20 protein-coding genes and 1 riboswitch are annotated in these 18,751 nt (G+C 63.9%); of the genes, 11 read left to right on the forward strand and 9 right to left on the reverse strand.

Annotated elements, in window-relative coordinates; all coding sequences use genetic code 11:
* Positions 1-21: 21 nt before the first annotated feature.
* A complete protein-coding gene (locus tag LGR64_RS08375) occupies positions 22-1,578 on the reverse strand; it encodes a methyl-accepting chemotaxis protein (RefSeq protein WP_230355238.1) in 1,557 nt (518 codons plus the stop codon).
* A gap of 206 nt (positions 1,579-1,784) precedes the next feature.
* On the opposite strand from LGR64_RS08375, the gene LGR64_RS08380 reads away from it, so the two are divergent.
* Complete coding sequence (locus LGR64_RS08380; protein ID WP_097202027.1) at positions 1,785-2,048, forward strand: VF530 family DNA-binding protein; 264 nt, start codon at positions 1,785-1,787, stop codon at positions 2,046-2,048.
* 103 nt (positions 2,049-2,151) lie between these two features.
* Complete coding sequence (locus tag LGR64_RS08385) at positions 2,152-2,652, forward strand: hypothetical protein (protein ID WP_230355239.1); 501 nt, start codon at positions 2,152-2,154, stop codon at positions 2,650-2,652.
* Positions 2,653-2,687: 35 nt separating this feature from the next.
* Here the strand turns inward: LGR64_RS08385 and LGR64_RS08390 are convergent, their stop codons facing one another.
* Positions 2,688-3,389, reverse strand: a complete 702-nt coding sequence (locus tag LGR64_RS08390; protein ID WP_230355240.1) for a pentapeptide repeat-containing protein — start codon at positions 3,387-3,389, stop codon at positions 2,688-2,690.
* A gap of 451 nt (positions 3,390-3,840) precedes the next feature.
* Between LGR64_RS08390 and LGR64_RS08395 the strand changes: the two genes are divergently transcribed.
* The 6 genes from LGR64_RS08395 to LGR64_RS08420 are packed head-to-tail and all read left to right on the forward strand — an operon-like array spanning position 3,841 to position 9,357.
* Positions 3,841-4,683: an STAS domain-containing protein gene (locus LGR64_RS08395; protein ID WP_230355241.1), complete on the forward strand. Its 843-nt coding sequence runs from the start codon at positions 3,841-3,843 to the stop codon at positions 4,681-4,683.
* Between the two features lie 7 nt (positions 4,684-4,690).
* Positions 4,691-5,065 (forward strand): STAS domain-containing protein, encoded by a 375-nt coding sequence (locus LGR64_RS08400; protein ID WP_012206213.1) that lies wholly within the window; start codon positions 4,691-4,693, stop codon positions 5,063-5,065.
* Positions 5,055-5,459, forward strand: a complete 405-nt coding sequence (locus LGR64_RS08405; RefSeq protein ID WP_012206212.1) for an anti-sigma regulatory factor — start codon at positions 5,055-5,057, stop codon at positions 5,457-5,459. Before LGR64_RS08400 ends, LGR64_RS08405 begins: the two co-directional genes overlap by 11 nt.
* Before the next feature lie 47 nt (positions 5,460-5,506).
* Positions 5,507-6,493 carry an ATP-binding protein gene (locus LGR64_RS08410; protein ID WP_230355242.1) on the forward strand — a complete coding sequence of 329 codons (987 nt, stop codon included), beginning with the start codon at positions 5,507-5,509 and terminating at the stop codon, positions 6,491-6,493.
* Positions 6,490-7,350 (forward strand): sensor histidine kinase, encoded by an 861-nt coding sequence (locus LGR64_RS08415; RefSeq protein WP_013801857.1) that lies wholly within the window; start codon positions 6,490-6,492, stop codon positions 7,348-7,350. The genes LGR64_RS08410 and LGR64_RS08415 overlap by 4 nt, the downstream gene beginning before the upstream one ends.
* 45 nt (positions 7,351-7,395) lie before the next feature.
* Positions 7,396-9,357: a hybrid sensor histidine kinase/response regulator gene (locus tag LGR64_RS08420; RefSeq protein WP_230355243.1), complete on the forward strand. Its 1,962-nt coding sequence runs from the start codon at positions 7,396-7,398 to the stop codon at positions 9,355-9,357.
* Here the strand turns inward: LGR64_RS08420 and LGR64_RS08425 are convergent.
* Entirely contained in the window at positions 9,329-10,225 is an 897-nt protein-coding gene (locus LGR64_RS08425; RefSeq protein WP_230355244.1) for a LysR family transcriptional regulator, read from the reverse strand. The genes LGR64_RS08420 and LGR64_RS08425 overlap by 29 nt on opposite strands.
* Positions 10,226-10,365: 140 nt before the next feature.
* Here LGR64_RS08425 and LGR64_RS08430 point away from each other — a divergent pair, with 140 nt between their 5' ends.
* Together LGR64_RS08430 and LGR64_RS08435 are read left to right on the forward strand one after the other, a co-directional pair.
* A complete protein-coding gene (locus tag LGR64_RS08430; protein WP_097202034.1) occupies positions 10,366-11,361 on the forward strand; it encodes an NAD(P)H-quinone oxidoreductase in 996 nt (331 codons plus the stop codon).
* A gap of 166 nt (positions 11,362-11,527) precedes the next feature.
* A complete protein-coding gene (locus tag LGR64_RS08435) occupies positions 11,528-11,833 on the forward strand; it encodes an antibiotic biosynthesis monooxygenase family protein (RefSeq protein WP_230355245.1) in 306 nt (101 codons plus the stop codon).
* A gap of 125 nt (positions 11,834-11,958) precedes the next feature.
* On the opposite strand, the gene LGR64_RS08440 is transcribed toward LGR64_RS08435, so the two are convergent.
* Positions 11,959-12,597: a LysE family translocator gene (locus LGR64_RS08440; RefSeq protein ID WP_013801864.1), complete on the reverse strand. Its 639-nt coding sequence runs from the start codon at positions 12,595-12,597 to the stop codon at positions 11,959-11,961.
* Positions 12,594-13,955 (reverse strand): MFS transporter, encoded by a 1,362-nt coding sequence (locus LGR64_RS08445; RefSeq protein WP_230355246.1) that lies wholly within the window; start codon positions 13,953-13,955, stop codon positions 12,594-12,596. Before LGR64_RS08445 ends, LGR64_RS08440 begins: the two co-directional genes overlap by 4 nt.
* Positions 13,956-14,045: 90 nt before the next feature.
* On the opposite strand from LGR64_RS08445, the gene LGR64_RS08450 reads away from it, so the two are divergent.
* Entirely contained in the window at positions 14,046-14,981 is a 936-nt protein-coding gene (locus LGR64_RS08450; protein ID WP_088164374.1) for a LysR substrate-binding domain-containing protein, read from the forward strand.
* A 2-nt stretch (positions 14,982-14,983) separates the two neighbouring features.
* On the opposite strand, the gene LGR64_RS08455 is transcribed toward LGR64_RS08450, so the two are convergent.
* The 4 genes from LGR64_RS08455 to LGR64_RS08470 all read right to left on the reverse strand — a co-directional run bounded on the left by LGR64_RS08455 (position 14,984) and on the right by LGR64_RS08470 (position 18,719).
* On the reverse strand, positions 14,984-15,358 hold the full coding sequence (locus LGR64_RS08455) for a cytochrome c (protein ID WP_096916668.1): 375 nt from the start codon (positions 15,356-15,358) through the stop codon (positions 14,984-14,986).
* Between the two features lie 150 nt (positions 15,359-15,508).
* Positions 15,509-15,916, reverse strand: coding sequence for a PRC-barrel domain-containing protein (locus tag LGR64_RS08460; RefSeq protein WP_034395775.1), 408 nt, complete (start codon positions 15,914-15,916; stop codon positions 15,509-15,511).
* A gap of 164 nt (positions 15,917-16,080) precedes the next feature.
* Positions 16,081-16,650, reverse strand: coding sequence for a manganese efflux pump MntP (mntP, locus tag LGR64_RS08465; protein ID WP_043824905.1), 570 nt, complete (start codon positions 16,648-16,650; stop codon positions 16,081-16,083).
* 16 nt (positions 16,651-16,666) lie between these two features.
* A riboswitch (yybP-ykoY riboswitch) is annotated at positions 16,667-16,848 on the reverse strand.
* 86 nt (positions 16,849-16,934) lie between these two features.
* Positions 16,935-18,719, reverse strand: a complete 1,785-nt coding sequence (locus LGR64_RS08470; RefSeq protein WP_230355247.1) for a putative bifunctional diguanylate cyclase/phosphodiesterase — start codon at positions 18,717-18,719, stop codon at positions 16,935-16,937.
* Between the last annotated feature and the right edge of the window lie 32 nt (positions 18,720-18,751).

The raw sequence follows: 18,751 nt of genomic DNA on the forward strand, positions 1-18,751 counted from the left end.
AAAAGAGAAGGGAAGCGAAGCCTAGAGTTTGAACGATGCCGTCAGGCGGGAGAGCTTCTCCGACTCCTGCTGCAGCACCTGCGTGGCGGCCGAGGACTGCTCCACCAGTGCGGCGTTCTGTTGGGTCACGCGGTCCATGTCGGTCACGGCATGGCCCACCTGCTCGATGCCGCTGCTTTGCTCGCGGCTGGCCGAGGCGATCTCGGTCACGATGCCTGTGATGTTGCGCACCGTGGTGACCACTTCGCGCATGGTCTGCCCGGCCTGGTCCACCAGGGTGGCGCCGGCATCCACACGCTCCACCGAGGCCTGGATCAGCGTCTTGATCTCGCGCGCGGCCGAGGCGCTGCGCTGCGCCAGGGTGCGCACCTCGCCCGCCACGACCGCGAAGCCGCGCCCCTGGTCGCCAGCACGGGCAGCCTCCACGGCCGCGTTCAGCGCGAGGATGTTGGTCTGGAAGGCGATGCCGTCGATCACGCCGATGATGTCCACCACGCGGCGCGACGAGGTATTGATCTCGCCCATCGTGCTCACCACCTGGTCCACCACGGTGCCGCCGCGCTCGGCCACCGCGCAGGCGCCCGAGGCGATCTGGCTTGCCTGCTGCGCGTTTTCCGCGTTCTGGTGCACGGTGGCGGTCAACTGCTCCATGGACGCCGCCGTTTCCTCCAGCGAACTGGCCTGCTGCTCCGTGCGCTGCGACAGGTCCAGGCTGCCCGTGGCAATCTCGCCGGCCGAGCGGTGGATGATGCCCGCCGTGTCATGGATGCGCGTCACCAGTTGGCGCAGCTGCTCGCTCATACGCTGCACCGCCGCGATCACGCTGCCTTCCGGTGCGTGCGATGCCCCCTCCAGCCCGGTTTGCGACAGATCCCCGGCGGCGATGCGGTTGGCGATCGCTGCCGCCACGGCCGGCTCTCCGCCGATGGCATGGAGCACGCTGCGCGTGGCCATCCAGGCGATCAACGACAGCAGTGCGCCCAGCACCGCCAGCGCCGCCACCGACTTGATGATGGTGGCGATGAAGGCCTGCTGGATGTCGTCCACATAGTCACCCGCGATCAGGTCCCAGTTCCAGGAGGTGGATCGCTTGGCATAGGCCAGCTTCTCGCTGGGCTCCTTCGCGCCGGGACGGGGCCACCAGTAGGTGAGGTAGCCGTTGCCCTGGGCAGAAGCGCCCACGGCGGCAATGCTGCGGTAGAGGTAGCTGCCCTTGGCGTCCTGGAAGCCGGCCATGTTCTTGCCGTTGATGCCCGGGCTTGCGGGGTTGTTCAGCACCACGGAATCCGTCGTGATGCTGGTGATGTAGCCCGCACCACCGGCATAGCGCAGCTGCCCCACGCGGGCAATGGCCGTGGCCTTGGCGTCTTCTTCAGGCAGCTTGCCGGCCTTGGCCTCTGCCGCAATGGCGGCAATCAGGCTGTCTGCCGAATCGACAAAGTCCCGCAGCGCCTGCTGCCGGGCCTCATAGGCTTTGCTGCGTGCCTGGTAGGCGTTGAACAGGGTCAGCGCAAGCAGCGCCAGCAGGCAGAAAACCAGCGGAGCCAGCAGTTTCTGGCGAAGGGACAGGGCAGGCATGGAAGCGGGTTCGAAGAAGAGGCAGGGACGCCGTGAATGCTACAGAAACTTCCTCTTTGGTTTCATGTGTTTACAAATTTTTCCGCGCTCGCACAGTGCCGGCGCGGCCCCGTTTCTGCGGAACCTGTCCTGCCGCTGCCAACCTCGGCACCAGCGCGTGCACCGCACTGCCAGGCTTGCGGTCCATCACAAGGGAGAATCACCCCATGCAAGAAACTCCGCCCCCCGCCGCCCAGCCCCGCAATCCGCTGCACGGCGTCACGCTCGAAGCCATCGTCCGTGCCCTGGAGGCCCGCTATGGCTGGCCCGACCTGGCACGGCAGGTTCCGGTGCGCTGCTTCACGCTGGACCCCAGCGTCAGCTCCAGCCTCAAATTCCTGCGCAAGACGCCCTGGGCGCGCGAGAAGGTGGAAGCGCTCTATCTGGACATGCTGCGCAAGGACAGGCGCAGGCCCGCTTCCACAGACTGAAGGCGCAAGCCGGATGCCACCGGACAAGATGTCCAGTGCGCAGGCACAGGCTGTGCCTATCATCGGCACCGTCTCCGATCCCGCAACCCTTTCAGACACCACCATGACCCAGAGCCAGAACCCTGTCGCCGTGATTGCCTCCGCCATGAAGGCGCACGGCATCGTGCCTGCGGATTTCGACATCGCCTCCATCGAGGACGAGTACGCCTTGATGGCGGCGCTGCGCCAGCACACCAAGGCCGCCCAGGTCAAATTGTTCGATGGCGGCATTGGCGAAGACAACGAGGCCGACGAAGACTACGTGGCCCTGCTCAAGCGCTTCGCCAAGGCTTGCGGTGGCGCCATCGGCTATGAGGGCATCGAATCCGGCATGGAGGGCGACACCGTCACGCTGCGCTTCCGATCGGGCGGCCAGGAGCACAGCTGGTCCTTCGAGCAGGACGGTGACCGCGTCAGCGAGGAGTTTCTGGACTTCATCATTGACCACTCCAAGTCCTGCACGGCGGGGGAGTTCATCAATCTGCTGGACGAGAACTCGCTGCTGACAGGCTTTGTGCCCAAGGACATCTCCAGGCTGCTGTACGAGCACGACATCGTTTACTGAGTGCGGATGGCGGTGGCGGCGCACCCGCCTCGACTTCACATCACGCGCACGCCCAGCCCGCCCACCAGCTCGGCAGCCTGCTCATGCGAGATCAGGCTGCCCTTGAAATGCTGGCTGAGCGAGGCAATCGTCAAGCCGCGCAAGTCCGCCGAGCGCAGGTCCGCGCCATCGAACCGGGCATTCTTGAGATGGGCATCGCGCAGGCTTGCCCTGTGGAAAACGGCATCGCGGAAGTCGCAGCCGGCCAGATCGGCATCGCTGAAGTTCAGGCCTTCCAGCGTTTTCTTGCGGAAGGACATGCCGCGCAGATCGGCACCAATCAGCAGGGACTCATGAAAATCAATGCCCAGGGTTTGCGCACCGCCAAACCTGGCGCCGGTCAGCTTGACTTCAAGAAAGCGCGCTGAGGCCAGCTTGGCCAATTCCCAGTTGGTGTTGTTCAGGTCGCTCTGGCAAAACAGGGCATCCGTCAGGTTTGCCAGCCGAAAATCGGCGCGGCCCGCCTTGCAATGCAGCCAGCGGGTGCCGGCCAGTTGGCAGCTTTCAAAGCAGGTGTCGGCAAAACTGCACTCCACAAATTGCGCGCCCTGCAAATCGAGTTGATAGAGATTCAATCCATCGAATTCGCATTGCTCGAAACCCAGGCCATGAGAGGCTTCTTGTTTCAATAGCTCCGACAAACGGTCCTCATCAAAAATCTGATTGACGATGGTTTTTGTGGAAGGCGTTTTTTGCATGGTCAATATCAGGCATGGCGTATTTCAGAAAGGCTGGGCAGTGTATGGCCTTGCCGCGCCCAGGTGTGAAATGTCCTTGGGATTTTCCAAGGGCATGCATTGCGCAGTTTGACGGATGAGAAAACCTGTGAGCACACGGGTTGCGGGCTGCTTTCGGCGCCGGTTCCGCCCTCCAGGAAGGGCGGAGCCGGCGTGCCCATGTCACCCGTGGCTGCTTACCGGGAGCTTGCTGGCCGGGGGCTTGCTGACCAGCTGGCGGCTTGGCGGACATGCATCTGTCGAAAAACCCTTACAGGAAGATGCCATTTGATATTACAAATTGTGTCTCGTGTGGCGAGGGCATCAGTGAATAATCTGTAGAAAAACATGGTTGGTACACCAGCTGTATTTTCACCAATGCAGTTCCCTGGCAGCCTCAACGAATAATTTATTTGAAATCCAGCAAATATCTATGACCGGAATTATCCAGCAAACACTCCAAAATGATATTGATGCCTTGATCCATGATTGGATGGCCCAGGCCAGCGTGGGTGATTCCACGCTTGGAAAGAATGCTGAAAAAGAAGCGCGCGGGATTATCAACGCCATTGTGGGCGCCTTCGCCTGCGGCGCCGATCCGCAAAGGTTTTCGGACGAGGGCTGGAATCCCGCGCGGCGCCTGCTGGCCGAGCTGTCCCGCACCCGCGCCGCCCAGGGCCAGCGTGCCGGTGAGACCAGCCAGTTCATCCTGTCGCTGAAAAAGCCGCTGTTCGCACACATCCAGCGCGGGCTGTCGGGCGATCCTGCTGCGGCCATCCAGGAAATCTGGAGTGCCACCGTGCTGGTGGACAACATGGCCCAGCACACGGTCAGCAGCTTCCAGCAGGCACGCGAGGAGATCATCATCCGCCAGCAGGAAGAATTGCTGGAGCTGTCCACCCCCGTCGTCAAGCTGTGGGAGGGCGTGCTGGCCATTCCGCTGATCGGCACGCTGGACAGCAACCGCACCCAGGTGGTGATGGAATCCCTGCTGCAAAGCCTGGTGTCGACCGAGTCGGAGCTGGCCATCATCGACATCACCGGCGTGCCCACGGTGGACACGCTGGTGGCCCAGCACCTGCTGCGCACCGTGACGGCCATTCGCCTGATGGGCGCGGAATGCATCATCAGCGGCATCCGGCCCCAGATTGCCCAGACCATCGTGCACCTGGGCATCGACATGCGCGACATCACCACCAAGGCCACGCTGGCCGAGGCGCTCAAGCTGGCCATGGGCAAGACCGGCTGGCGCATCACCCGCCAGACACAGGAGTGAGCCATCCATGGACCGCATTCCAATCCTGCGCATGGGCGATGTGCTGCTGGTTTCCATCCAGATCGACATGCAGGACCAGACGGCGCTGGCGCTCCAGGACGACCTGGCCGAGCGCATCGCGAGCACGGGCGCCAGCGGCGTCATGATCGATATCTCGGCGCTGGAGGTGGTGGACTCCTTCGTCGGGCGCATGCTGGTGACCATCTCGGGCATTGCCCGCATCCTGTCTGCCGCCACCGTCGTGGTGGGCATGCAGCCTGCCGTTGCAATCACCCTGGTGGAGTTGGGCCTGTCCCTTGGAGGGGTCAGGACGGCGATGACCGTCGAGAGGGGAATGGCCCTTTTGCGGGCCCAGCAGTCGGGAGCCACCCTTGGAACATGATCGCAGCGGCCAAATGCCGTTACAAAACGAGCAGCAGATTGTTGCCACGCGCCAAACGGTGCGCTCGCTTTGCCAGATGCTGAAGTTCTCGCTGGTCGATCAGACAAAGATGATTACCGCTGCAAGCGAGCTGTCCCGCAATACGCTGATTCATGGAAAAGGTGGCCACATGAACTGGGCCATCATCGAAGTCAATGGAAAACAGGCCTTGCAATTGATTTTTGAAGACACAGGGCCTGGAATCAAGGATCTGAAAATGGCCATGACCGATGGTTTCACCACCGGCATGGGAATGGGCCTGGGCCTGCCGGGAAGCAAGCGGCTGGTGAATGATTTCAAGATAGAAACCGAGCTGGGCCAGGGCACACGAGTGAGTATCACCAAGTGGAAGTAATCCGGGGCTGGACCCATCGTTCATTTCCAATAGGCGATGCGAGCCGCGTGGGTGAGGTCAGGCGCCATGTGGTTGCACTGGCCTCCGACATGGGCTGGGGCGAAGAGGACATGGGCCGTTCGGGGCTGGTGGCGACCGAGCTGGCCACCAACCTGGTGCGGCATGCCCGGGACGCTGAAATCTGGATAGCCGCGCGGCCGCCCCTGCATGACATCGAAATCATCTGTGTCGATCGCGGCCCGGGCATCGAGGACATTGCCACCGCCATGCAGGACGGGGTGAGCACCGGCTCGGGCTCGCCGGGCACGGGCCTGGGGGCCATCTCCAGGGTGGCCGACGACTTCTTTGTCGTCTCCGAAGCCACCGGCACGGTGAGCCTGGCGCGGCTGCGCAAAGGCCGCAGGGCGCCGTCGGCACTGTCGCTGCGCATGGGCGCCGTTTGCCTGGCCGTGGCGCCCGAGACCATCAGCGGCGACGCCTGGGCGGTCAGGTCGGGCGCGGGGCTGGCCGAGGTGCTGGTGGCCGATGGCCTGGGCCATGGGCCGCTGGCGGGTGAGGCGGCACGTGCGGCGGTCGATGTCTTTGCGTCGCAGAACTGGAATGGGAACGGGAACGGCGGTGCCGATGCCGCCATGCCGCTGGAGGAGTTCGTGGCCCAGGCCCATGCAGCGCTGCGTGGCACGCGCGGGGCGGCCCTGTTGGCGGTGCGCTTCGGCGCACAGGGCGTGCACAGCTGCGGTGCGGGAAACATCAGTGGCAGGCTTTTCAATGGCGTGGCCAGCCTTTCCCTGAGCAGCCAGCACGGCACGGCAGGTGTACAGATCTCGCGGCCCAGGGTGGCCGACTGCTCCAGCCTTGACCATGGCGTTCTGGTGCTGCACTCCGACGGCGTGTCTGCCCGCTGGAAGCATGAGGACTATGCGGGCCTGCTGGGCAGGGACCCCGGCCTGCTGGCCGCCTGCCTTCTCTGGCACAACACCCGCAGCAGGGATGACGCCACCGTGGTCGTCCTCAAGGCCGAGGAAGAGCAATGAACGAAGACGATCTCAAAGCTGAACTGGAACTGTGCCGCGCCGAGGTCAGGTCCTTGCGCGAGGAGCTGGACGAGACCAATCGCGGCGTGGTCGCGCTCTACGGCGAGCTGGATGTGCAGGCCGAGAAGCTGCGCAAGGCCACCGAACTCAAGAGCCATTTCCTCTCCTACATGAGCCATGAGTTCCGCACGCCCATAGGCGCCATCCGCAGCAATGCGCGCCTGCTGCTGGACCATGTGGATGGACCGCTCACCACCGAGCAGACCCGGCAGGTCGGCTTCATCCAGGAAACCGCCGCCGAGTTTTCCGAGATGGTCAACGACCTGCTCGACCTGGCCAAGATCGAGGCGGGCCGCCTGGAAATCTCGCCTGGCTGGTTCGAGATGATGGATTTGTTTGCTGCCTTGCGCGGCATGTTCAAGGCCATGGCGGACAACGTGGAGTTGAGCCTGGTGTTCGAAGAGCCCGGTGATCTGCCGCGCTTCTACACCGACAACCGCAAGCTCTCGCAGATCCTCAGAAACTTCATCTCCAATGCGCTGAAATTCACGCCGCAGGGTGAGATCAAGGTGTCGGCAGAACTGGTGGGGGACATGCTGGTGAAATTCTCGGTGGCGGATACCGGCATAGGCATCGCCTCGGAATTCCACGACGCGATTTTCAATGACTTCACCCAGGTCGACTCACCCATCCAGAAGCGCCTGCGGGGCACGGGCCTGGGCCTGGCCCTGTCCAAGCAGCTGGCACAGCTTCTGGGGGGCTGGGTGGAAGTGCAAAGCGCCCTGGGCGAAGGCTCGACCTTTTCCGTGATCGTTCCCGCGCATCTTCCGGTCGATACCAAGGATCTGAAGGCCTGATACGGCCAAGCCGGTCTTCATCCCATCAAAAACAACAGGAACATCATGCCCAAGAACACGACTGGAATGATTCTTCCCTCATTCGACCGAAGCCTGCACACCATTCTTGTCGTTGATGACAACCCTGCCACGCGCTACTCCACGGCACGGGTCATCAGGGCGGCGGGATTCCAGACGGTCGAGGCGGAAACCGGGGAAAAGGCCATTGCCCTGTCGGAGACCGGCGTGGCAGCCGTGGTGCTGGATGTGCACTTGCCCGATATCTCGGGCTTCGACGTATGCCGCACCATCCGCGGTGCGCGGCACACTAGCCTGATTCCCGTGGTGCACCTGTCGGCCGAGTATGTGCAAAGCAACCACCAGGTGGCGGGCCTCAATGCCGGGGCCGACGCCTACATGGTGCACCCCGTGGAGCCGCAGCTGCTGATTGCCACGCTGCATGCCCTGATCCGCGCACGCCTGGCGGAAGACGGGCTGCGCCGCAGCGAGTCACGCTTTCGCGCCATCTATGACCAGGCGCCGGCGGCCATGATGCTGGTCAGCGCCGACGGTCTGATCAGCGATGCCAACTCCCAGGCGCAGGCACTGCTGCAGCGCGGCATTGACGACCTGGCGGGCAAGCCGCTGACCGGCTTTGTTCCGCAGGCCGTTCGGGAAAAAGCTGCGCAGCAATTGGCCGAAGACCCCGAAAAGTCCTGGCGCGGCGAGTTCCCCATCCTCCCGGCAGACGGGCAGGAGCGCCTGATCTCCTGGAAGTTCTCCGATCCCATCGAGCCCGGCATCCGCTTGGCCGTGGCCCAGGATCTGACGGAGTCCCTGGAGTTCGAGAGGCAGCGCCAGCAGATGCTGGAGCAGGAGCAGGCGGCGCGCGTGGCCGCAGAGCGCATCAGCCGCACCAAGGATGATTTTGTCGCCGTGCTCTCGCATGAACTGCGCACCCCGCTGTCCCTGCTCAACGGGGGCACGCATTTGCTCAAGCGCGCCAACCTCAGCGAGGCCATGCTCAAGAAGGGCATAGATGCCATCGAGAAAGGCGTGAAGGCGCAAAGCCGCATCATTGCGGACATTCTGGATATCTCGCGCCTGACGACGGGAAAACTCAATCTGCACCGCGAGGAGGTCAATGTCTGCTCATTGGCCGTGCAAAGCCTGGAGCCGTTGCGCGACAACGCCGCCGACAAGAACATTACCCTGCAGTTCGAGGCGCCGTCCGATGACATCATGGCGTGGATCGATGTCACGCGATTCCAGCAAATCCTGTGGAACCTGGTCTCCAACGCCATCAAGTTCTCCAATGCGCGCAGCGTGGTGAAGGTGGGCCTTGAAATCAGGGACGAAAGCCTGGTGATGAGCGTGGCGGACGAGGGCGTGGGCATCGCGCCTGAATTTCTTCCCCATGTCTTCGAGCGCTTCTCGCAGGCCTCGGCCCCCGCCACCCGTGGGCATTCCGGCCTGGGATTGGGGCTGTCCATCGTCAAGCACCTGGTGGAGCTGCATGGGGGCACCGTGCGTGCCCACAGCGAAGGTGTGGGCCTTGGCGTCACCATGCGGGTGGAGATTCCGCTGCACGAGGCAAGCGCCTCCCAGGCCGACCCGATGAATGCGCATCTTGAAAATGGCGAATCCCTGGAAGGCAAGGACATCGTCATCGTTGAAGACAATGCGGACACCAGCGAAATGCTGAAAGTGGTGCTGACCGACCAGGGCGCGACCGTCAGGAGTGCCGAGAACTTCGACCAGGCCATGGCCCTGGTCCAGGCGCAGTGGCCCAGCCTCATCGTCAGCGACATAGGGCTGCCGGGAAAGGACGGGTTCCAGCTGGTCAAGGCCCTGCGCGAAGCGGAGGCTGCGCACTTTGGCGGAACAAGACAGGTGAAGATCGTGGCGCTCAGCGCCTTTGCCCGGGAGCAGGACCGCACCCAGGCGCTGCAGGCAGGCTTTGACCACTATCTGGAAAAGCCGCTGCAGCCGCACCTCCTCATCCGGGTGCTGCTGGAGCAGGGCTGATCGTCTGGCCCAGCGCCTGGGCCAGGAACTCGGCCGTGACGCGCACCCGGGCCGTGCGCTGCAGATCGGGGTGCATGACCTGCCAGACCTCGTAGTCGTCCGAGCGCTGGCGCTCGGGCCAGATGCGCAGCAGGCCTTCGCGCTCGCCCATGCTCACGGGCATCTCGCCCAGGCCGATGCCGGCCGCCACGGCCTTGCGCACCAGCAGGCTGGAGTTGGCGGCCATGGCAATCCGGGCCTGGCGCGCGGGCACATCGACCATGGTGGGAACGGGCCGTTGCTCCAGAAAGGGGCCATAGACCACGAGGTGGTGGCCGCGCAATTCGTCCTCTGCCGACGGCTGGCCAAAGCGCGCCACGTACGCAGCGCTCGCAAACAGTCCCACGGGCCAGGCGACCACGCGGCGCACCACCAGCTCGGGTGCCTCGGGGCGAACGTTGCGAAACGCGATATCGGCCTGGCGGCGGCCCAGGTTCAGCATGTGCGTGGATACCTCCAGATCCACGCGGATGCCGGGCCAGCGCTGCTGCAGGCGCTCTATGGCGGGCAGCAGGAATTCGGTGGCGATCGAGTCGGTGCTGGTCACACGCACCAGGCCGGCCGGGCTGTCGTCCAGCCCCTCGATGCGCGTGCGCAGGTCCAGCGCCGCGCCTTCCATGCGCCGCGCGGCGCCCAGCGCGGCCTCGCCGGCGGCGGTGAGAAGGTAGCCATCCCTGGCGCGCAAAAACAGCTTGCTGCCCAGCTCGGCCTCCAGCGCGTTCAGGCGCCGGCCCACGGTGGCCTGGTCCACGCCCAGGCTGCGCGCGGCGGCGCGCAAGGAGGGCGTGCGCGTCAGCGCGAGGAAGATGCGGGTGTCATCCCAGTTCATGGCGGTTTTGGTGATGCATATTTGCAGCACTGTAGAGCGAAATCGCTGCGTTTGAGCGGCTTGGAGCAGTCGTAAGCTTTGGGTATCGGACCTTCAACCCTTTTTTGAATACTCATTGCGCAATGAAAGACAGCACAAGCATGCAAGCCATTGTTTTCGACGACTTCGGCGGCCCCGAAGTGCTCGTGGCCCGCGACGTGGCCCGGCCCGAAGTCCGGCCCCATGACCTTCTGGTGCGCAACGCCGCGATTGGTGTGAACCGTGCCGATGTATCCCACCGCAAGGGCGCCTATGGCCGCGCCCACTTTGGTGAATCCGACCTCATGGGCCTGGAGATCGCCGGCACCGTGGTGGAGGTGGGCGCGCAGGTGCAGGGCTTTGCCGTGGGCGACCGCGTCATGGGCATCGTGGGCGGCGGCGCCTATGCCGAGCTGTCGCGCATCGACTACCGCATGGCCATGCATGTGCCCGAGAGCCTGTCGCTGACCGACGCCGGCGCGGTGGCCGAAGTCTTCGTCACCGCGCATGAGGCGCTGTTCCACCTGGCCAGCCTGCAGCCTGGCGAATCGGTGCTGATCCACGCGGCGGGCAGCGGCGTGGGCTCGGCGGCCGTGCAGCTGGCGCATGCGGCCGGCGCGCGCGTGTTTGCCACGGCCAGCGGCGACAAGCGGGACGCCGTCACAGGCCTTGGCGCCGACGTGTTCATCGACTACCGCAGCGAAGACTTCCAGGCCGTGGTGGCCGACAGGACGGGCGGCAAGGGCGTGGATGTGGTGGTCGATTTCATTGGCGCCCCCTACCTGGAGCGCAATATGCGCTCGCTGGGCATGGGCGGGCGCATGGTCTGCGTGGGCCTGCTGGGCGGCGCGCTGGCGGCGGCCGTGCCCATGGATGTGCTGCTGTACAAGCACCTGCGGATCTTCGGAACGGTGATGAAGTCGCGCCCGCCCGAAGTCAAGCAGGCCATGGTCCAGCGCTTCGCCCAGCGCTGGCTGCCCGCGCTGGCGGCCGGCACCATCCGCCCGGTGATCGACAGCACCTACCCGCTGGCCGAGGCCGCGCAGGCGCACCGGCGCATGGAATCGGGCCAGAGCGTGGGCAAGCTGCTGCTGATCCCCGAGCAGGCCGGGCAGTAAGGCGCCTGCCCGGGGCGCGCATCCCCTGGGCAGGAATCCTCAAGTTCTGCAATATTCCAAGTCTCCGGATGCGCGCAGCCCTGCGCGCATCCAGTCTCTCAACCAGGAGCGATGACCCCGGCCGCCCTCCCGCGCCGACATCGAGCCGCCTCTCCAGGAGATATCCATGATTGTTGAAATTGCCGAGCTGAGGGTCGATCCCGCCAGGCACGAGGAATTTGGCCAGGCCCTGACCCAGGCCGTGGCCGACGTGCTGTCCAAGGCCGTTGGATACCGTGGGCACAGCATTCTTGCCTGCATGGAAACGCCCGGCCGCTACGTGCTGCAGGTGAACTGGGAGACCCTGGAAGACCACACCGTGGGCTTTCGCGAGTCACCCGCCTTCGCGCAGTGGCGCGCCATCATCGGCCCGTACTTTGCGCAGGCACCGCATGTGGAGCATTTCGTGGTGAAGGATGCGCGGGCGAACTGAGCCTGGCATCTGCGGCCGCGCCGCCCGCCCGTTGTGGGCGTCGCGGGCGTGGCGGGCGCTGGGGGAGGGCCTGCATTGGCTTGCGCAGCGCACCTCGCCCGTGCGAGCAGGGGCTGCGCACGCACTCAGCCCAGCTTGTGCCGTGTCCTGAGCAGTCCCACGCCCAGCGCGATGAAGGTGCCGCCCACGATGCGGTTGAACAGCTTGGCGTGTGCCACCAGGTGGCCCTTGATCAGGGAGATGAGCAGCACGTAGCAGGCGTGCGAGATCAGGGCGCAGACCGCGAAGGTGGTGGTCAGCACCAGGTACTGCGTGAGCAGCGGCTCGCCCGGGACGACAAACTGGGGAAACAGCGCCGAGAAGAACAGGATGGCCTTGGGATTGGTCAGCGACACGCCCATGCCCTGGGCCACCAGTTGCCAGTTCTTGCGCTCGCGCCGCTGGGTGGGGGCCAGGCCCGCATCGCTGCCCAGCAAGCCGTCCTTGCTGCGCCAGCGCTTGACGCCCAGCCAAATCAGGTACATGGCGCCCGCCACCTTCATGGCCAGAAACGCATGGGCCGACATGGCGAGGATGGTCCCCATGCCGATCATCGCCAGCCCGGACACCACAAAGATGCCGACCGAGCTGCCCAGCGAGCTCAGTGCCGTTCGCCTTGCGCCCACGTCCACCGAGTTGGAGATGGCCAGCAACACGGCGGGGCCGGGGGTGAAGCACATCAACAGCGAGACGCCGCAGAAAACAAGCCAGTGGGCGATGGTCATGATCGGGGGGAGGTCGGTGGGGGAAGACAGCCGACATTCTCGTGCAATTGGGAGGTCTTCGCGGCCTTGGCGTTGCGAATGGCACCGGCCCGTGCAAACAGGTGCATGGCCCAACCCGCGCAGGCCGCCGCACAGGCCCAGACCAGCCCCCAGCCCTGGGCCGACAGCAGGTGCGGTATGGCCAGGGGCACCAGAAAGCAGACCGCGAACACGGAGGTATTGGCCATGCCCAGCGCCGTGCCCGCGCGGGCTGCGCCGGCCATCCCGGCCAGCTGCGTGTAGGCCACGCCATGCCAGGCGGACACGCAGATGCCGCAGATGCCCAGCATCACCATGAGAGCCACACCCATTGCAGCAGACCCGGCCGGTTGGTCGGCCCAGCTCAGGACCGCAAGGCCCGCGAACAGCGCCAGGGTGAGCTGGCAGCAGGCGCGCAGAAAGGCGGGTCTGTTCCGGTGCCTGTCGGTCCAGCGGCCGCTCCAGATCCGCAAGGCCATGGAAGCCAGTTGCACGACCGACATGACGGCGGCCGCCGCGCCCAGCCCCAACTGGGCATAGTCATGCAGGAACACCGTACCGAAGGACAGCACGGCGAACTGCGGGGCGCAAAGGATGCCGATGCCGGCGGCCATGTGCCAGGCCTGCAGATCGCGCAATGGGCCGGGCGTGGTGGTTGCTGCGTGGTGCGGCGCGGCGGCCTTGCTTCGAAGCGGTGACTGCGGCGGCTCCTGAATCCACAGCGCGGCGAATGCGGCAGCCCCAAGGCACAGCGCAGCCAGCACGCCATAGACGGCGGCAAAGCCTGCATGCGTGGCCAGGCTGGTCAGCAAGGGCGCGCCGATGGCGCCACCCAGCGGCACGGCGGTCTGGCGGATGCTCATGGCCAGGCCGCGCTCGCCTTCGGCAAACCAGCCCATGACTGCCCGGCCGCTGGCGCCGTTCACGCTGCCGCCCAGCAGCCCCACCAGCACCAGGCCGCCAGCCAGCAAGCCAAACGGCGGGATATAGGCCGGCGATGGCGAAGCCCATAGCGCCATGGCCGCCAGGGCCACGGCCGTGCCGCACAGGCCGAGCAGCAGCACCGGCCGGTCACCCCAGCGGTCCGTCAGCAATCCCCAGGGCAATTCACTGAGCGCAATGCCCAGGCCCATCAGCCCCAGCGCCAGGCCCAGCGTCCGGGTGTCCAGCTGGTAGCCCGAACGCATGAGGATGGCCGTCATGGGAATCCCGCTGAAAGCCACGGAAAACGCGGCATTGGCGATGACGCCTGCCGCCAGCACCTTCCATCGGTGGCGGGGCGGGGAGGGCAAGGGCAGGGGGCCCGGATCGGCGCTGGGTGCAGGAGAAGAGGAGGTCATGGGCGGCAGTATGTTGGGCCTCAACCATCCTGAAAATCACATAATTTCGTATCTACAATCCATTTTTTCAGCACGATTGGGGGCTTGGCAATGACACGCGTTCTCTATGACCTGGATGTGCTGCGCACCTTTTGCACCGGCGTCGAACTGGGCAGCTTTGCCCGGGCGGCGGACCGGCTGGGCCGCTCCACATCGGCCGTCAGTGCCCAGCTCAAGAAGCTGGAGTCCCAATGCGGCACGCCCTTGCTGCGCAAGTCCGGCCGGGGGCTGGTGCTGACGGAGGCGGGAGAAACCCTGCGCGGCTACGCGCTGCGCCTGCTGGAGCTCAACGACCGCGCCGTGGCGGCCGTGCGCGGCAGCGAGCTGCGCGGCCTGGTGCGCCTGGGCCTGCAGGAAGACCTGGGCGAAAGCGTGCTGCCCCATGTGCTGGGGCAGTTCGCACGTGCCCACCCGCACGTGCGCATCGAGGCCAGCGTGGCCCGCAGCGATGAACTGCGCGAACGCATGGCCCTGGGCCAGTTCGACCTGGCGCTGCTCTGGGATGTGGGCATGAACCATGCCTGCGTGCATGGCGAGCACATCATGCGGCTGCCGCTTCAGTGGATTGGCCCGGCATCGCTGGATGCGGCCGAGGCCGGCTGGGCGCGCGGCCTCAACGGCGGGGCGCAGGGCGATGAGGCGCTGCCCCTGGCCATGCTTGAGGCGCCTTGCCCCCTGCGGGACATCGTGACGGCCGCCCTGGACAAAAAGGGCCTGGCCTGGCGGCACGCCTTCAACAGCGCCAGCCTGACTGCCGTCTGGGCCGCCACGGCGGCCGGCCTGGGCCTGTCCGTGCGCACACCGTTCGGCCTGCCCGCCCACGTCAGGCCGCTGGATGCACAGGCCCTTGGCCTGCCGGCCCTGCCGTCCATGGACCTGATCCTGGGCCGCGCCGCGCTGGATGCCCCGGAGCCCGTGGACCGCCTTGCGCGCATCCTGGTCGATGCAGTGCGCGAGCATGTGCACAGGCAGGAAATCGCAATTTGAATTTATTTCTTCGTGATCAGGCCACTGAAATATTCATTCAGGTCACGAAAATCCTTCACCGTCCAGGCATGGGGCGGTACTTTCACGCCGTTTTCCCGCAAGGTCCTGGGAATCAAATCTCCATTCGGGCGAAGAATGACGGACGAGACAATCACGCCCGGATAATCATGCAGCCTTTTTCTGAAGGCGGCGGTCGTCAGGTCGGGCGTGGGAGGGTTGCTCTTGTTGGCCAGCGGGCCCGTGCCCCTGGCGTCTGCCCCGTGGCACATGGCGCATCTCGATGAATAGAGCTGCTTCCCATTGCTGTTGTCCGCAAAGCAGGGCGATGCCTGAATGACCAACGATATTCCCAATGACGCGGCGAAGAGTATTTTCATTTGCTCGTGGATTTTTTGTATAAATCTGATCCGCCGCGATCATATTGCCTTCCACGGCCACGCTGGATGCTTGCCTGGCCGCCAGCCACGCGCCCACGAAAAAGCCCTGCAGTGCAGGGCTTGTGAATGAGGCGAGAGGGCGCGCCTGGTTTACTTCTTCGCGTATTCGAACTTGGGCAGTGCCTTCAGCGCGTCCTTGGTGGCGCCGGGAAGGGTGATCTTGTTGTTTTCCACGCGGAACTGGTTCACAGGAATGGCCACGTCATGCTTGCCCATGCCCAGGAAGCCGCCCGCGCCGATGATGGCGTACGACACGGCCTTGTCGGGTGCGACGATCACATCGTCGATCTTGCCCACGGCCTTGCCTTCCTCGTTGTAGACGCTCTTGCCCAGCACGGACTTCTTCAGGCTCCAGCCCGTTGCCACGGCCTGGACTTCAGTGGCCGCCACGCCCAGCGTGGTGGTGCCCGCCACGGGCTGGGCCCAGCTGGTGGAGGCTGCGCCTGCGATCAGGGCGGCAGCGATCAAACCCATCTTCAGCGTCTTGTGACCTGTCATAGAGAACTCCTGGAAAACAAAATTTGAAGCCCTCATTAGGAGCGCTGCCCAAGCGCACGGAGATCGGAAAAGCAAGCAAAGGCCTGTCAGCCAATCGAGCGGCGCGGCGAGGAGCCTGCCTACAAGCTCCCGCAACCGTGTGCTGGCGGGGTGCAGGCCCCCAATCAGATTGCGCTCAGATGCTCATACAGAATCACCGAGCCGATGCCGATCAGCAGCACACCGCCAACGGCCTCCGCCCAGCGGCCCGCAATGCTGCCCAGCAGGCGGCCGACCATGACGCCCAGGGTCACCATGGCGAAGGTGGCAAAGCCGATGGCCAGGGCCACGGTGGTGATGCTCACATCCAGGAAGGCCAGGCCCACGCCCACGGCCATGGCGTCGATGCTGGTGGCGAATCCGGTGGCCACCAGCAGCCAGAAGCCGTGCCGGGCGGGCTTGGCCTCTTCTTCGCCGTCAGCGGCCTTGAGGGCGCCCAGCAGCATGCGGCCGCCCAGCACCAGCAGCAGCACGAAGGCAATCCAGTGGTCCCATGCCTTGACATAGTCGGACGCCGCATAGCCCAGCGCCCAGCCCGCCAGCGGCGTCAGGGCTTCGATGACGCCGAAGATGGCGCCTGTGCGCAGGGCTTCGGACCAGCGGGGTTTGAGCAGGGCGGAGCCCTTGCCCACGGCAGCGGCAAAGGCGTCGGTGGACATGGCAAAGGCCAGGAGCAGGATGGATGCGGCGTTCATCTGGGAGGGGTTCTTCATGGCCGGGCAAGCGCACAACGGCACTTCACCGCTGCCCGACCTTGTGACCTGTGTCGCGGTGAAATGCCGATGGTCTCGCCAACCGAAGAACGGATGCCTGCGCCACAGCATGCAGGATGCCGAGTGTGTTGACGCAGGCGCTTGCAGGTTGCAAGCAGGCTACTCCCCAAGGGATGCGTGATTCTAGAAGCGCAGGGCGTGATCGGGGCCTATGCCCCCATCGGCATGCGGCTCTCTGGAAATGATTCGTATCTTCGTGGCTGCCGCTATTTTTCGTTGGCGTACCGATTGCGCTCTTCAACGAATTTCCTGATTTCCGACGCTTCAATGGGCCTGCTGAAATAGTAGCCCTGTATTTCATCGAAACCCAGGGAAACCAGTAAATCAAAGACTTCGGCGCTGTCAACGCCCTCTGCCACCAGGCGATAGCCAAGATCCGAGGCCATGGTCATGATGGATTTCAATACGGACAGGGCCCGGTCATTGGTATCGATGTCGCAGACCATGGACCGGTCTATCTTCAATATCTCGGCAGGAAGATTCTTGAGCGATGCAAGATTGGAATATGCGGCGCCAAAATCATCCAGTGCAACCTTTATGCCGAGTTTCCTGATGTGTTGAAGCGCCTGAACCGTGCCCTGGCCTGTCAGCACATCGCTTTCTGTGCACTCGATCACGATGTTTTTCAGCGGAACGCCGTGCTGGTTGCACATGGCGTTCAGGTAGTCCGGAAAATCGACCTCATCCAGATTGCGCGGGGAGATGTTGATGGAGACCTGAAGATCGAGTTTCTCGGCTTTCCAGGCCGCCACCTGCGCCAGCGCCGTTTTGATCACGAACCGTGTCAGGCTGTGGATCAACGGCGTGGCTTCAACCAGGGGTATGAATTCGCTGGGCGGGATTTCTCCCATTTGTGGATGCTTCCAGCGTATGAGGGCCTCCAGCCCCTTGCAGCTGAAACTGTGGTTGTCGAATTTGGGCTGGTACACCAGCCGCAACTGCCCATTGCCCAGCGCATGTCCGAAGTCCCGCAGGAGCCGATAGGACCTTTGCTGGAGACTGTCCTCGTTCTCCTCATAGCGGTGAAATGATCGTGCGTTGTATCCGGCCTGCTGCACGCACACCATCGCCTTGCGAATGACATCGTCCACCTCGTCCTGGTTCAGGTAGAACCGCACCACGCCTGCCCTGGGTTGAAGTTCGAACCGCAGATCGGCGCTGGTGATGGGTTTTTGCAGGTATTCCAGCAATTGGTTGACCAATGCCTCCTCATCTTCTTGCCTGCCGGCGCTGATCACCCAGGCAAACCTGGCCAGGCCCACGTGGTAGACGGTTGCGTGCGGCCCCGTCATGTCCGTGACTGCCTTGGCAATGTCACGCATGAGCTGCTCGACATAGTTCAAGCCCAGCGCATTGCTCATTTCCAGCAGGCTGGCGTGGTTGAGCACCTCCATCAATACCAGACCGCGTGCCGCTCCCGGGGCCAGAATGCAAAGGCTCTTCAGGTCCAACTTGAGTTGCGTGCGATTTGGCAGGCCCGTGACTTCGTTTGTTTTTCCAATTCTGTGATGGTATTGAAGTTGAGCCTGAACGATGGCGGCCATGGCTTGCAGTTGCTGGCCTTGCTCTTCGGAGAATGTCCTGGGCTGGGTATCGATGATGCACAGGCTGCCGATGGCGTGGCCGGATTCCATTATCAAAGGCACACCTGCATAGAATCTGATATTGGGCTTGTGGGTGACCAGGGGATTTTCTGAAAATCTGCTGTCCAGGTGCGTATCGGGAATCACCATGATTCCTTCGTTTCTGATGGTGTGGTCACAGAATGCATCCGTGCGCAGGCTGCCATCCATATCCACACCCACAGGTGCCTTGAACCATTGCCTGTGCTCATCCAGAACCGTGATGATGGCAATTGGAGCCATGAACATGCGGCTGGTGAGCTCGGTGATGCGCTGAAATTCCTTTCTGGCATTCAGGTCCAGGATTTCAGCGGTCTGCAGTCCGAGCAGTTGCTCTTTCTCGGATTCGGTAGTCCAACGGGTAAGCATCGATTTCCTGCCTCAGTGAACCCATACTATAA

The organism is Delftia sp. Lp-1 (assembly GCF_020523835.1).
Classification (GTDB): Bacteria; Pseudomonadota; Gammaproteobacteria; order Burkholderiales; family Burkholderiaceae_C; genus Comamonas; species Comamonas acidovorans.

Bases quoted from the DNA above. Each gene is read 5' to 3' on its own strand.
- LGR64_RS08375 (WP_230355238.1), bottom strand. From the start codon at position 1,578: ATGCCTGCCCTGTCCCTTCGCCAGAAACTGCTGGCTCCGCTGGTTTTC.
- LGR64_RS08380 (WP_097202027.1), top strand. From the start codon at position 1,785: ATGCAAGAAACTCCGCCCCCCGCCGCCCAGCCCCGCAATCCGCTGCAC.
- LGR64_RS08385 (WP_230355239.1), top strand. From the start codon at position 2,152: ATGACCCAGAGCCAGAACCCTGTCGCCGTGATTGCCTCCGCCATGAAG.
- LGR64_RS08390 (WP_230355240.1), bottom strand. From the start codon at position 3,389: ATGCAAAAAACGCCTTCCACAAAAACCATCGTCAATCAGATTTTTGAT.
- LGR64_RS08395 (WP_230355241.1), top strand. From the start codon at position 3,841: ATGACCGGAATTATCCAGCAAACACTCCAAAATGATATTGATGCCTTG.
- LGR64_RS08400 (WP_012206213.1), top strand. From the start codon at position 4,691: ATGGACCGCATTCCAATCCTGCGCATGGGCGATGTGCTGCTGGTTTCC.
- LGR64_RS08415 (WP_013801857.1), top strand. From the start codon at position 6,490: ATGAACGAAGACGATCTCAAAGCTGAACTGGAACTGTGCCGCGCCGAG.
- LGR64_RS08420 (WP_230355243.1), top strand. From the start codon at position 7,396: ATGCCCAAGAACACGACTGGAATGATTCTTCCCTCATTCGACCGAAGC.
- LGR64_RS08425 (WP_230355244.1), bottom strand. From the start codon at position 10,225: ATGAACTGGGATGACACCCGCATCTTCCTCGCGCTGACGCGCACGCCC.
- LGR64_RS08430 (WP_097202034.1), top strand. From the start codon at position 10,366: ATGCAAGCCATTGTTTTCGACGACTTCGGCGGCCCCGAAGTGCTCGTG.
- LGR64_RS08435 (WP_230355245.1), top strand. From the start codon at position 11,528: ATGATTGTTGAAATTGCCGAGCTGAGGGTCGATCCCGCCAGGCACGAG.
- LGR64_RS08440 (WP_013801864.1), bottom strand. From the start codon at position 12,597: ATGACCATCGCCCACTGGCTTGTTTTCTGCGGCGTCTCGCTGTTGATG.
- LGR64_RS08445 (WP_230355246.1), bottom strand. From the start codon at position 13,955: ATGACCTCCTCTTCTCCTGCACCCAGCGCCGATCCGGGCCCCCTGCCC.
- LGR64_RS08450 (WP_088164374.1), top strand. From the start codon at position 14,046: ATGACACGCGTTCTCTATGACCTGGATGTGCTGCGCACCTTTTGCACC.
- LGR64_RS08455 (WP_096916668.1), bottom strand. From the start codon at position 15,358: ATGAAAATACTCTTCGCCGCGTCATTGGGAATATCGTTGGTCATTCAG.
- LGR64_RS08460 (WP_034395775.1), bottom strand. From the start codon at position 15,916: ATGACAGGTCACAAGACGCTGAAGATGGGTTTGATCGCTGCCGCCCTG.
- mntP (WP_043824905.1), bottom strand. From the start codon at position 16,650: ATGAACGCCGCATCCATCCTGCTCCTGGCCTTTGCCATGTCCACCGAC.
- LGR64_RS08470 (WP_230355247.1), bottom strand. From the start codon at position 18,719: ATGCTTACCCGTTGGACTACCGAATCCGAGAAAGAGCAACTGCTCGGA.